We start from the raw sequence: 12,782 nt of genomic DNA on the forward strand, positions 1-12,782 counted from the left end.
GGGTTATACCTCTGTCAGAAAGTCGAGTACGCGGTGGGCGAACAGCGCCGGACACGCAATATTGCTGATGTGCGAGGCGGGCAGGGTCGCCAGTTCCGCCTGCGGCGCGTTCGCCAACAGGAAGCGTGCGTCGTCCGGCGTGGTGACCGGATCCAGCTCTCCGGCGATCGCCAGCATCGGCTGCGGCATGTGGCGGACTTCGGCCCGCAGATCCGCCTGCGCCAGCGCGTCGCAGCAGGCGGCATAACCGGCGGCGTTGCCCTGCGCCAACTGCGAGGCCAGCGCCGCCACCTGCTGCGGTTCGCGGCGTTGGAATTCCTCGCTGAACCAGCGCGCCGGCGATGCGGCGGCAATCTCCGCCAGGCCGTCACGGCGCACCGTCTGCGCGCGCTGATGCCAGCCTTCGGCGCTGCCGATGCGCGCGGCGCTGTTGGCCACCACCAGCCGCTGCAGGCGCTGCGGCTGATAGCGGTTGAGCCACAGGCCGGTCAGCCCGCCCATCGAAATGCCGCAGAAATGGGCGCGTTCAACGTCCAGCCTGTCGAGCAGGGCGACGACGTCGCGGCCAAGGATCTCCAGCGTCAGCGGGGCGGCGGGCAGCGGCGTTCCGCCGTGGCCGCGCTGGTTATAGCGCAGCACGCGGAAATGGGCGGTAAAGAGCGCCATCTGCGGCTGCCACAGATCCAATGTAGTACCCAGCGAATTGGACAGCACCAGCAGCGGTGCGCCGGCCGGGCCGTCAAGGCGGTATTCAATCTCCATCACACCCTCTCGATAATCATGGCGATGCCCTGACCGACGCCGATGCACATGGTGCACAATCCGTAGCGTCCGCCGCTTTGCTGCAGCTGATAGGCGGCATTCATCACCAGCCGGCCGCCGGAGGCGCCCAGCGGGTGGCCGAGAGCGATGGCGCCGCCGTGTGGGTTAACCTGCGGCGCATCGTCCGGCAGCGACAGGGCGCGGGTCACCGCCAGTGCCTGCGCGGCGAAGGCCTCATTCAGCTCAATCACGTCCATCTGTTCGAGGCGCAGGCCGGCGCTTGCCAGCACTTTACGCACCGCCTGCGCCGGGCCGAAACCCATAATCGACGGCTCGATGCCGGTGACCGCGCTGGCGACGATGCGCGCCAGCGGCTGCAGGCCGTGCCGGCGCATACCGCGTTCGCTGGCCAGCAGCAGTGCGCAGGCGCCGTCGTTCAGCCCGGAGGCGTTACCGGCGGTGACGCTGCCTTGCGGATGCACCACCGGCTTGAGTTTTTCCAGCGCCGCACGGCTGGTGGCGCGCGGGTGTTCATCGCGGCTGAAGCTCAGCGCCTCGCCTTTTTTCTGCGGAATGGTTACCGCGATCAACTGGCTGGCGAAGAAGCCGCTTTCCTGCGCGGCGGCGGCGCGCTGCTGGCTGCGCAGGGCGAAGGCGTCCTGATCCTGCCGGCTGATGCGGAACTGCTCCGCCACGTTTTCGGCGGTTTGCGGCATGGAGTCGACGCCGTACAGCGCTTTCATCTGCGGGTTGATAAAGCGCCAGCCCATGGTGGTGTCTTCCAGCCGCATGGCGCGGCTGAAGGCGCTTTCCGCTTTGCCCATAACGAACGGCGCACGCGACATGCTCTCGACGCCGCCGGCGATCAGCAGGTCGCCTTCACCGCTTTTAATCACGCGCGCCGCCATCGCCGTCGCATCCAGGCTGGAGCCGCACAGACGGTTGACGGTGCAGCCGGGTACGGAAACCGGCAACCCGGCCAGCAGCAGCGCCATGCGCGCCACGTTGCGGTTGTCCTCGCCGGCCTGATTGGCGCAGCCGAGCAGCACATCGTCCAGCGCGCTCCAGTCCAGCTGCGGGTGGCGTTGCTGCAGCGCCTGCAGCGGCAGCGCCGCCAGATCGTCGGCGCGGATCCCGGCCAGGGTGCCGTTCAGCTTGCCGAACGGGGTGCGCACCGCGTCACACAGATAAGCGTGAGTCATCGTGTTGTTCTCCGTGTTGCAGGGCAAAAGTCAGCTCAACCGGGGTGACCTCCTGGAGTTGGCGTGGCGTCAGGCCGGCAAAAATCTCGCGCACCACCAGCCCGTGGTCGGTGACGTCGATCACCGCCAGGTCGCTGTAGATGCGGGTAATGCAGCCGACGCCGGTCAGCGGATAGCTGCACTCTCTGACGATTTTGCACTCGCCTTTTTTGGTCAGGTGTTCGGTCATCACATACACCTGACGCGCGCCGATCGCCAAATCCATCGCGCCGCCGACCGCCGGGATTGCCCCCGGCGCGCCGGTGCTCCAGTTGGCCAGATCGCCCCGTTCCGACACCTGATAGGCCCCCAGCACGCAGATATCCAGATGGCCGCCGCGCATCATGGCGAAGGAGTCGCCGTGGTGGAAAAAACAGCCGCCCGGCAGCAGCGTCACCGGCTGCTTGCCGGCGTTAATCAGTTCGGGGTCTTCTTCTCCGGCCGCCGGCGCCGGCCCCATGCCGAGGATGCCGTTTTCACTGTGTAAAAAGATCTCTTTATCGGCGGGCAGATAGTTGGCGATCTGGGTCGGCATGCCGATGCCCAGATTGACGTAGGCCCCTTCCGGAATATCACGCGCGATACGTTCGGCCAGCTGTTGATGCGTCAGTTTTGACATGATGGTTCCTCAGGCCGAAAGCCGTTGTGGGGTGGACGGTGCGCTGACCACGCGCCGCACGAAAATCCCCGGCGTGATCACCGCTTCGGCATCCAGCTCACCCAGGGGCACCAGATGATTGACCTCGGCAATGGTGCAGCCGGCGGCCATCGCCATGATCGGGCCGAAGTTGCGGCTGGTCTGGTTATAGACCAGATTGCCCCAGCGGTCGGCGCGCTCGGCCCGGATCAGGGCAAAATCGGCCTTCAGCGGCAGTTCGAACACATAGTGCCGGCCGTCGATTTCGCGCACCTCTTTATCTGCCGCCAACTGGGTGCCGTAGCCGGTCGGGGTATAGATACCGCCGAGGCCGGCGCCGCCTGCCTGAATGCGCGCCGCCAGGTTGCCCTGCGGGATCAGCTCCAGCTCCAGCTCCCCGCGCCGGTAGAGGTCGTCAAACACCCAGGAGTCGGACTGGCGCGGGAATGAGCAGATGATTTTGCGTACGCAGCCGGCTTTCAGCAGCGCCGCCAGCCCGAAATCGCCGTTGCCGGCGTTGTTGCTGATTACCGTCAGGTTGCGCGGGCGTCGGCGGATCAGGGCGTCCAGCAGGGCATAAGGCTGGCCTGCCGGACCGAAGCCGCCCACCATCACGCTGGCGCCGTCGGGAATATCGGCAACGGCGGCGTCGGTGGACTGCACGCTTTTATTAATCATTTCTTCTCCTTGGTAGGCTGATTCTTTAACGCCATATGGCCTGGCTTGAATTCAACTTAGGGGAGGAAAAAATCACCAGCAAGTGCGAATATCAGATCTTTGTGCGATTATCGGACGGTTTGTTATTTTGATGTTAATTTTGTGATGCAGCTAACTAATTCACCCATTTGCTGTAGCAGGTGGTTGCATACGCTGACGTAAGACGCTATTTGCATGATTATTAACGAAAAGGAGAGGCGGAATGAGCGATATGCCGGAATTAGGCGACGGCGAACTGCAGCGGCTGCAGGAGATCGGCGAGCTGAGCAATGATAAATATAAGGGCGACCCCAACTTTATGGCGTCGCTGGCGCGCGGGCTGGAAGTGCTGCAGGCTTTCAAGCCGCAGTATTCGCAGATGTCGGTGTCGGAAATCAGCCAGATTACCGGCATTCCGCGCGCGGCGGTGCGGCGCTGCCTGTACACGCTGAAGGCGCTGGGGTTTGTGCACTGCCCCGACGGCCGCCACTACCGGCTGCTGCCGCGGGTGTTGACCCTGGGGCACGCCTATCTGTCCTCTTCGGAACTGGCGAAGGCGGCGCAGAATTCACTGGATTACCTGAGCAAGCAGCTTAATCAGTCCTGTTCGGTGGCGACGCTGGACGGCGACAATATCCTGTATATCGCCCGCGCCTCGGTAAAGCGCATTATGACTATCGATCTCGGGCGCGGCAGCCGCCTGCCGGCCTATGCCACGTCGATGGGGCTGGTGCTGCTCAGCGCGCTGGATGAAGCGCAGCTGGAGGCGTATTTGTCGCGGGTGACGCTGGAGCCGCTGACGGCGCATACCGTCGTCAGCGAGGCGCAGCTGCGCGAACAGCTGGCCCGGGTGCGGCGCCAGGGCTATGCGATTAACGACCAGCAGTTGGAGATTGGCCTGCGTTCCATCGCGGTGCCAATGCATTCGCGCAAAGGCGGCGTGGTGGCGGCGATGAACGTCGGCGTCAATGCCTCGCAGGTGTCGGCGCAGGAGCTGCGTGAGCGCGTGTTGCCGCTGCTGCAGCGCACGGCGATGGAGCTGGCGCTGCTGCTGTAGAGGTTAACTTTTTATGGCGTACGCCGTTACCGGAATCAGTGCAGGTTGACGGGGAGCGTGCGCGTTGATAACTGCTCCAACAGCGTCGCCGACGGAATAAAGAACAGGCTGCCGGTCACCGCGTGGCTGAAGTCGAGCAGCCGGTCGTAATTGCCCTCCGGCCGGCCGATAAACATGTTTTCCAGCATCTGTTCAATCGGTTCCGGCGAGCGCGCATAGCCGATAAAATAGGTGCCGAATTCACGCATGCCCGGGCGGCCGAACGGCATGTTGTCACGCAGGATTTTCACCTCGTTGCCGTGTTCATCTTCAAGGGTGGTGAGGGAACTGTGGGAGGAGGAGGGTTTCACATCGTCGTCCAGTTCAATATTGGACTGTTTATGGCGGCCGATAATACCTTCCTGCTGCTCCACGCTCAGGGCGTTCCAGCCCGTCATATCGTGCAGATACTTTTGCACCAGCGCGTAACTGCCGCCGCTAAACTCGGCGTCTTCTTCGCCAATCACCGTAAAATCAACGGCTTCTCGGCCTTCCGGGTTTTCCGTACCGTCGACGAAGCCGATCATCGCGCGTTGATCGAAATAGCGGAAGCCGTGCACTTCATCAACCACGCTGACGGCGTCGCCCAGTTTGTCCAGCAACTGGGTCGCCAGTTCAAAACAGAGATCCATATCATCGGCGCGAATATGCAGCAGAATATCCCCCGGCGTGGCGACGGCGACGCGTCCGCCGGCGCCTATTTCGCGGAACGGGTGCAGTTGCGCGGGGCGCGGCTGGCCGAACAGCGTATTCCAGGCGCCGGAGCCGAAGCCGCAGACGCAGGATAATTTTCCGGCCGGCGCTCTTTTCCCGACCGAACGCACCAGCGCAGCGATGTCGGCGCACCAGTCGCGTACCGTATCGTAGTGTTCAGGGGCGGGGTTAAGGGTGGCGACAATAAAAATGGCGCTGCGCGTTATCGGGCTAAAAACTGCTTGTGAATCATAATTATGGTTGTTCATGAGTCCTTTGCCGTAAAAGTGAGAATGCCACTGATATTTTAGAAGTAAAAAGTAGCGAGCGCCAAAATCGTCACGATATCGATTGGATATTTCCCCACATCATGAGCTTCAGATTGTTTCCTTTAAATACAGTGAGATAGGTCAATATTGTGTGTGATAGACCGTATCTATTGCGCCATAAAGTTAACCAATTTGACGGTATGTTATACAGAGGTAAAATGATTTTACATCGCAGAAAATAGCCGGACACAAATAAAAAATTGATTAGCCAGCGGCCGGTTATTTATTAAAAAGACATCGAGACAATTATGAAATTCAAATCAAAAATAAAGCCGTATAAAGCGGCCGCGGGCGGTTGGGGCTCATTGGAGGCCACCACGCGGTTTGTTTTTGACAGTAAACAAGCACTGAAGAACATGGTCAACCTGATGCGGATGAATAAATCCAAAGGGTTTGACTGCCCGGGCTGCGCCTGGGGTGACGATAATAAAAGCACCTTCAGCTTTTGTGAGAACGGCGCCAAAGCGGTGACCTGGGAAGCGACGCGGCGTCACGTCGATCGCGAATTTTTCGCCGCGCACCGCGTCAGCCGCCTTTATCTGGAAAGCGATTATTTTCTGGAGTATCAGGGCCGGGTGACTGAGCCGATGCGCTATAACGTCGCCACCGATCATTATGAACCCATCAGCTGGGATGACGCTTTTGCCCTGATTGGCAAACACATCAAGGGGATGGAGAATCCGAACCAGCTGGAGCTGTACACCTCCGGACGCGCCAGCAATGAAGCCTCGTGGCTGTATCAACTGTTCGGCCGGGTGCTGGGCACCAATAATTTCCCCGACTGTTCCAACATGTGCCACGAAGCCAGCGGCTTCGGCATGCGGCAAAGCCTGGGCGTTGGCAAGGGCACCATCCGCCTGGAGGATTTCGACCAGGCGGACGGCATCTTTGTCTTCGGCCAAAACCCCGGTACCAACCACCCGCGCATGCTGCACAGCCTGCGCCATGCCGCAGAACACGGCGCGCGCATCGTCACCTTCAATACGCTGCGCGAGCGCGGGCTGGAACGCTTTGCCGACCCGCAAAAACCGTTGGAAGTGGTGACGCCGATGGCCGGCGAAATCAGCCACCGCTATTACCAGCCGAACCTGGGTGGCGATATGGCGGTGGTGCGCGGCATGGTGAAAGCGCTGGCGGAAACCCACCACGCGCGCATCGCCGCCGGGGAACCCGGTCTGTTCGACACGCAGTTTATCGCCGACCATACCGAGGGCGTGGAGCGCTATCTGCAGGAAGTGGTGACCACCAGTTGGGCGTTTATTGAGCGGCAGTCCGGCCTGAGCGAGGCGCAAATCCGCGAGGCGGCAGAGATTTATCAGCACGCAGAACGGGTGATTTGCACCTGGGCGATGGGCATTACCCAACATAAACATTCGCTGGCGACGGTGCGTGAGATCGTCAACATGCAGCTGCTGTTCGGCCAACTGGGCAAACCGGGCGCCGGTCTGTGCCCGGTGCGCGGCCACAGCAACGTGCAGGGCAACCGCACCATGGGCATCGATGAGCAGCCGCCGGCCGCCTTTCTGGACAGCCTGGGCGCGCACTTTGGCTTCGAGCCGCCACGCGCCCACGGCCACAATACGGTGGATGCGCTGAGCGCCATGCTGCGCGGCGAGGTTAAGGTATTGATCGCGCTGGGCGGCAACCTGGCCGCGGCGGCTCCCGATAGCCGCCGTACGGAAGAGGCGCTGCGCAACTGCGATTTGACCGTGCATATCAGCACTAAACTTAACCGCAGCCACCTGGTGACCGGCAAAAAAGACGCGCTGATTCTGCCGGCGCTGGGGCGCACCGAGCAGGATGTTCAGGCCGGTGGCAAACAGTTCATCACGGTGGAAGACTCCTTCAGCATGGTGCACGCCTCCGAAGGTATTGGTAAACCGCTGTCTGACAGCCAGCGCTCTGAAACGGCGATCGTCGCCGGCATCGCCAACGCGGCGTTCGGCAATACGCCGACCATCAACTGGCTGGAACTGGCCGGAGATTACAACAAGATCCGCGACCATATTGCCGCCACCATTCCGGGCTTTAGCGACTTTAACCACAAGTGCGAGCAGCCGGGGGGCTTTTACCTGGGCAATGCGGCCGCCGAGCTGCGCTTCCCGACGACGTCTGGCAAGGCGCAGTTCAGCTATGCGCCGCTGCCGGCCACGCTGTTCCCGCAGTTGGCGACGCAGCAGGACGTGCCGTTCGTACTGCAGACGTTACGCTCCCATGACCAGTACAACACCACCATTTACGGCCTGGATGACCGTTACCGCGGCGTTTACGGCCAGCGCGAAGTGCTGTTTATGAACCCGGAGGATATCGCCGCGGCCGGCTATCAGGCCGGCGATCTGGTGGATATTGAAACCATCTGGAACGACGGCGTGCAGCGAGCGGTCAGCGGCTTCAAACTGGTGAGCTACGCCATTCCCCGTGGCAACCTGGCCGCCTATTACCCGGAAACCAACCCGCTGGTGCCGATGAACAGCATCGGCGACGGTACCGGTACGCCTACCTCAAAATCCGTTCCGGTAAAAATTACCCGCACCATGAGCAGATCAACTCAGCGGATTGCATAACCTGTTTTCCGCGCCGTCGGCGGATGATAAAAAAGCCTGTTTCGACAGGCTTTTTTATCGTTGGCGGCTCAGGTCAGGTTGAAGTGGCGATCCGGCTTATGCAGCGCCGGCAGCGGCTGCTGATCGTTCATTTCCATCAGGCTGCGTTCAATACCGTTACAGATGGCGCTGAGCGGCAGATCGTTGGCGGTGGTGCCGAACGGGTCCTCCAGCTCTTCGGCCAGCGAGTCCCAGGACAGGAAGGTGTAGGAAATAAATACCGAGACGAACGGCGTCATGTAGTGCAGGTCGGCCACCAGCGCGAAGGGCAGCAGGGAGCAAAACAGGTACACGGTACGCTGCAGGATCAGGGTATAGGCAAACGGCACCGGCGTATTGGCGATGCGTTCGCAGCCGCCGAGTACGTGGGCGAGTTCGTCGAGTTTATTATCCAGCATCCTGTAGGTGATGTCGCTGAGCCGGCCGGCCTGACGCAGCCGGCCGATTTCATGGCCGAGCAGCAGCAGGATACGGTTGGTCGGCATCGGGCTGGCGTTCACTTCTGCAAACGCCGGCTTCGGCAGAATGCGGTACAAATCGGCGGTCGCATCGGTGTGGCGCAGCTGGTGCTTCAGGCTCCAGGCGAAGGCGATCAGATACCGGGCGATATGGCGATGCAGCGCTTTCTCTTCCGGCAGCAGGTTTTGCAACTGGCGCAGCAGGGTGCGTTCGGCGATCAGCAGCGTGCCCCACAGCATGCGCGCCTCGACGAAGCGGCTGTAGCCGGCGTTGTTGCGGAAGCCGAGAAAAATGGCGATGGCGATCCCAAGCAAACTGAAAGGGGCAACGGTTAAATGAATGCCGAATTGCTCATACCATTGATAAAAGACAATGGCGATAATCGACATCAGGACATTTAAGCCCAGACGAAAAGTTATTTTTGACAGCACCGAGCCGCGCCAGTCAAACAGGCGCAAAAACCAGTGCTGGTTTGGACGAATGATCATAAGGTCAATATTTCCTGATTTTTACTGAAATATTTTATGGGATGAATAATAGGTTGTATTTTAACGGATGGTGGCGTCATTGAGAATAAGCTATTTAATCAACAACGGATTTTTATTATCCATCCGGATGACGGAAAGCTTCCTGATTAATTTATTACGCCAGAGGTCATGTTTTTCTCCGAAACAAAATAAAACCGGCCCTGTCGGGGGCCGGAAACAGCGAGCCTATGCGCTGCCGGAGCGCCACAGACGCTGCGGATGCGTATAGACGGTGGCGCGCCCCGGCTTGCTGAAGCCGACCAGGGTTAGATTGCAGCGCTCGGCCACCTCAACCGCCAGGCTGGTGGCGGCGGAGACGGCGAACAGAATTTCAATGCCGCACATCGCGGTTTTTTGCACCATTTCATAGCTGGCGCGGCTGGAAACCAGCACCGCGCCGGCCTGCCAGCCCTGCTGGCTGCGGTATCCCAGCAGCTTATCCAGCGCCACGTGACGGCCGACGTCTTCATAGCCGCCGCTCAGGTTACCGTCCGGCTGCAGCCAGGCGGCGGCGTGGGTGCAGCCGGTCAGCTGCCCGACGGTCTGATAGCTTTTCAGCTGCGCCAGCCCGGCATCAAGCTGTGTTAAATCAAAACGTTGGCTGAACGGCAGCGGGGCGATGGGGCGGGTGACTTCCTGCAACTGCTCCACGCCGCAAACGCCGCAGCCTGTGCGCCCGGTCATGCTGCGGCGGCGCTCTTTCAGCTGCATAAAGCGCCGGCTGGAGAGTTCGATATGCACTTCTATACCGTTGCAGGCAGGGTACTGCTGAATATCATAGATCTCGTCGGCTGAGGTGATAATGCCTTCCGACAGGGAAAAACCGATGGCAAAGGCCGGCAGATCCTTTGGCGTTGCCATCATCACCACGTGGGAAATGCCGTTATACACCAGCGCGACCGGCACCTCTTCCGCCAGCCAGTCTTCTTCCGCCTGTTGCAGATTATCGCGCTGCCAGACCGGGCGTTTAACCATGCACGTATCGGTGTTATTTTCAGGCGCATTTGTTATTAAATGTTTATTCATCATATCTTCTTGCCGGCTGTGATTCAGATAACGACGCGACTAAACGGTCGAGGTTTTATTATACACGGATGACGGTGGGGATTCCCGAAAATATTGGCGGATTGTTATTATCCGGCATCAGCAGTTTTATTTTTTATAATCTGAATAAAATCATCAAGCAGTACGCTGTCATCATCGCTTCTTACTTTGTGTCTTAATCAGGCGGGGATCTATGCGGCGGATATTGTTGCGCCGGATGCTATTATAGGTACAGGCGCTGTTACTGCCGGCAGCACGTTGATCGTAGGGAAAACCCAGGATAGCGTGAAGAAGCTGGCGCAGCAGGTGGTGAAAGTCACCGATGAGTCCTTTAAAAATAAGGCATTTAACACCCAACCTGTTGCTGAGTTTATCAAAGGAGAGTCGACGGCTGGGGGCGGTCTGTCGACGAAAACCGTTGATTATCTGCGCGATATCCAGAAAACAAATACCGACCAGTTGGTGAAGGTGTTTGATCCCAAACAGGCAGAGAGTAAATTAAATATGTTTGGGAAACAGTTTGAGCAGATTTTAGGAGAAGGCGGGAGTAATAAACAAGGTAATACAAAAGTGTTTGCTACAGAAGGTTTGTCAAAACAGGAGATCTTCGATTATGTGCAATCACTGGCTGGTAGTAATCCATTGCTGGAGGTGAAAAACGGGATGATTTGGACTGCAGTGCTAAACGAGAGGACAGGAGAAAAAGTAACGTTAAGAAGTGTATCTAGCAGTAAAGAAGAAACTAAGGCCCGCTGGACTGTTGATATAATTGGTAATGAACAATTAAAAGCATTGCAGGGAAAAGTGAAGAAAAGAATGGGAATTAAATTCCGTTGAGGGCGATTATGTTATATAGCGATGAAGAATATAGACTGTTTAGCTCGGAGTTGGAGGGAGCATCAATTGGTACGGTATGGTCGGCAATGATACCCGAAAATTTTAATAGGGAAAACTTGACGTATGAAGAAAAGAAATTACTGTTTTTTGAGATTGTTCTTCGACTAATGCAAGATAATAAGATTAAATTAGGTAAGTGTGGGGAGTTTTTGAACGGGAGTGCTGAGGAGCTAATAGCTCAATATAAGTCGGCCTTTCCTAAAACAGAAGATGAGTGGAAAGCCAAGCATGAAGATGTTTGGTTTTATGAAGATGATTGTCCTGGTGGTATTGTTTGGCTCCATGAAAATGGTGATGAGGACTGGACCTAAATGCTAATGAGAACGGCTCTGCGGAGCCGTTTTTTGCTGCTACCGTTCATGTTGCCTGATATCACCCAGCCATCAGACAAAAACGTGCTCTCGTTACAGGAATGTATTCGCCTGTATACCGGATTACGGCTTTACGAACGGGGTGCCTTCCTACCATTTGCCCCATGCTGCACTATTCTTAAGTCACGCTGATTTTGCTTTTGGAGGCACGACGTGTCTTACCTGTCCGGGCGCTCGTTGCTGGCTTTACTGTTCTGGTGCGCGCTCTATTTTCTTACCGGCTATATCTCTTTGTATATGGATGCGCCCGTCAGCCGGGTCGCCGCCGTCTGGTTCCCTGCCGGGGTAGCGGTCAGCGCATTTCTGATCTTCGGCCGGGGTTATTGGCCGATGCTGTTTCTGGTGCTGTTCCTTACCCGGGTGCTGCTGGATGCCACGTTGCGGCATACGCTGGAAACCTCCCTGATTCTATCCGCGATCTCCCTGAGTAACAGCCTGGCGGTGGCGTGGTGCGTCAGGCATTTTTCCTCACCGCAAGATCAACTGCGCAGCGTGGGCGTCTGGCTGCTGGCGACGTTGGGCACCAGCGTGCTCTCCGGTCTGCTGGGCGGTGGCTGGCTGGCGTTAAGGCACGAGGTTGATTTTGTGCAGGCCGCTTGGACGTGGTGGGCGTCCAATGTGGTCGGCACCATTTTGCTGACCACCATCCTGATGGGGCTGCGCTGGCGTTCCGGGCCATTAAGCGTTCGTCAACTGCTGTCCGGCGGTGTGCTGTGGTTGCTGCTATGCCTGAGTGCCTGGTACGTTTTTCATCAGCCGATCGGCGGAGCGCACGGAACGGCGCTACAGTTTGCCCTGGCCTGCCTGCCGGTGATGCTGATGATTGCGATTCCGGTGATGAGCGGCAACCGGTTCGGTGCATTTTCCTTCCTGTGTTTTAGCATCATCGTGATTTATTACTCCTGGCAGCGCTATGGCCCATTTTTTATCCCCGGGCTGCGCGACGGTGAATCGTTGCTGCTGGCGCAGTGTTACCTGTCCGCCACGGCGCTGCTGCTGAGTTTTGTCTATGTGCAAAAGCGTGCGGCGGTAAGCGCGTCAGAGGCGGAGGAACGCATGGCCGGCCCCGGACAGGGGAAGGCGGCCTACCATCTGGAGCCGCAGAGCGGGCGGCTGACGTGGGATGAAAACATCCATACCCCGCTGAGCCAACAACTGGCCGCGATAAGCAATGTCGAACAATTGTTTGCGCTGCTGTCGGCAGAGGACAGCAGCGCCATGCAGCAGCGTTGGCAGCAGGTGTTGCAGCAGGGGGGCAACAGTGAAACCTTCCGCTTCCATCTGGCGCTGCCGCCGTCAAACCGGATTGCGGTCAGCGAAAACCGTTTGCTCGGCCTGCGCGGGCCTGCTGGCGTGGTGATTGTCGGCTACTGGAGCGAAGAGCCGCACAGCAAAGTCTTTATTCACTCACCGCAGGGGGCGTAAAT

Annotated in this window: 12 protein-coding genes; 5 read left to right on the top strand and 7 right to left on the bottom strand. The window is 58.5% G+C overall.

Annotated elements, in window-relative coordinates:
* Positions 1 to 3 precede the first annotated feature (3 nt).
* From pcaD to HF675_RS09240, 4 genes are read right to left on the bottom strand one after another with little or no spacing between them, the layout of a single operon-like run.
* Positions 4 to 762 (bottom strand): 3-oxoadipate enol-lactonase, encoded by a 759-nt coding sequence (gene pcaD / locus HF675_RS09225; RefSeq protein ID WP_187044466.1) that lies wholly within the window; start codon positions 760 to 762, stop codon positions 4 to 6.
* Entirely contained in the window at positions 762 to 1,964 is a 1,203-nt protein-coding gene (pcaF, locus tag HF675_RS09230; RefSeq protein WP_105231662.1) for a 3-oxoadipyl-CoA thiolase, read from the bottom strand. Before pcaF ends, pcaD begins: the two co-directional genes overlap by 1 nt.
* Positions 1,942 to 2,622 carry a 3-oxoacid CoA-transferase subunit B gene (locus HF675_RS09235; protein ID WP_111736841.1) on the bottom strand — a complete coding sequence of 227 codons (681 nt, stop codon included), beginning with the start codon at positions 2,620 to 2,622 and terminating at the stop codon, positions 1,942 to 1,944. The genes pcaF and HF675_RS09235 overlap by 23 nt, the downstream gene beginning before the upstream one ends.
* Before the next feature lie 9 nt (positions 2,623 to 2,631).
* Positions 2,632 to 3,318, bottom strand: coding sequence for a 3-oxoacid CoA-transferase subunit A (locus tag HF675_RS09240; RefSeq protein ID WP_187044467.1), 687 nt, complete (start codon positions 3,316 to 3,318; stop codon positions 2,632 to 2,634).
* Positions 3,319 to 3,559: 241 nt separating this feature from the next.
* On the opposite strand from HF675_RS09240, the gene HF675_RS09245 reads away from it, so the two are divergent.
* Positions 3,560 to 4,393: an IclR family transcriptional regulator C-terminal domain-containing protein gene (locus HF675_RS09245; RefSeq protein ID WP_105231659.1), complete on the top strand. Its 834-nt coding sequence runs from the start codon at positions 3,560 to 3,562 to the stop codon at positions 4,391 to 4,393.
* A gap of 35 nt (positions 4,394 to 4,428) precedes the next feature.
* On the opposite strand, the gene HF675_RS09250 is transcribed toward HF675_RS09245, so the two are convergent.
* Positions 4,429 to 5,394, bottom strand: coding sequence for a Dyp-type peroxidase (locus HF675_RS09250; RefSeq protein WP_111736843.1), 966 nt, complete (start codon positions 5,392 to 5,394; stop codon positions 4,429 to 4,431).
* A 308-nt stretch (positions 5,395 to 5,702) separates the two neighbouring features.
* Here HF675_RS09250 and HF675_RS09255 point away from each other — a divergent pair, with 308 nt between their 5' ends.
* Positions 5,703 to 8,018: an FdhF/YdeP family oxidoreductase gene (locus HF675_RS09255; RefSeq protein ID WP_187044468.1), complete on the top strand. Its 2,316-nt coding sequence runs from the start codon at positions 5,703 to 5,705 to the stop codon at positions 8,016 to 8,018.
* Between the two features lie 68 nt (positions 8,019 to 8,086).
* On the opposite strand, the gene HF675_RS09260 is transcribed toward HF675_RS09255, so the two are convergent.
* Together HF675_RS09260 and fdhD are read right to left on the bottom strand one after the other, a co-directional pair.
* On the bottom strand, positions 8,087 to 9,004 hold the full coding sequence (locus HF675_RS09260; protein ID WP_105231656.1) for a bestrophin family protein: 918 nt from the start codon (positions 9,002 to 9,004) through the stop codon (positions 8,087 to 8,089).
* A gap of 225 nt (positions 9,005 to 9,229) precedes the next feature.
* The gene (fdhD, locus tag HF675_RS09265; protein WP_238404473.1) at positions 9,230 to 10,018 is read right to left on the bottom strand and encodes a formate dehydrogenase accessory sulfurtransferase FdhD; all 789 of its coding nucleotides are present in this window, start codon (positions 10,016 to 10,018) and stop codon (positions 9,230 to 9,232) included.
* A 354-nt stretch (positions 10,019 to 10,372) separates the two neighbouring features.
* Between fdhD and HF675_RS09270 the strand changes: the two genes are divergently transcribed.
* The 3 genes from HF675_RS09270 to HF675_RS09280 all read left to right on the top strand — a co-directional run bounded on the left by HF675_RS09270 (position 10,373) and on the right by HF675_RS09280 (position 12,780).
* On the top strand, positions 10,373 to 10,924 hold the full coding sequence (locus HF675_RS09270; protein ID WP_255427346.1) for a hypothetical protein: 552 nt from the start codon (positions 10,373 to 10,375) through the stop codon (positions 10,922 to 10,924).
* An 8-nt stretch (positions 10,925 to 10,932) separates the two neighbouring features.
* A complete protein-coding gene (locus HF675_RS09275; protein WP_187044469.1) occupies positions 10,933 to 11,295 on the top strand; it encodes a DUF596 domain-containing protein in 363 nt (120 codons plus the stop codon).
* Positions 11,296 to 11,508: 213 nt separating this feature from the next.
* Positions 11,509 to 12,780 (top strand): MASE1 domain-containing protein, encoded by a 1,272-nt coding sequence (locus HF675_RS09280; protein WP_187044470.1) that lies wholly within the window; start codon positions 11,509 to 11,511, stop codon positions 12,778 to 12,780.
* Positions 12,781 to 12,782: the final 2 nt, after the last annotated feature.

Origin of the sequence: Serratia sp. JUb9 (assembly GCF_014298095.1) — a bacterium.
GTDB classification, from domain to species: domain Bacteria; phylum Pseudomonadota; class Gammaproteobacteria; order Enterobacterales; family Enterobacteriaceae; genus Serratia_B; species Serratia_B rhizosphaerae.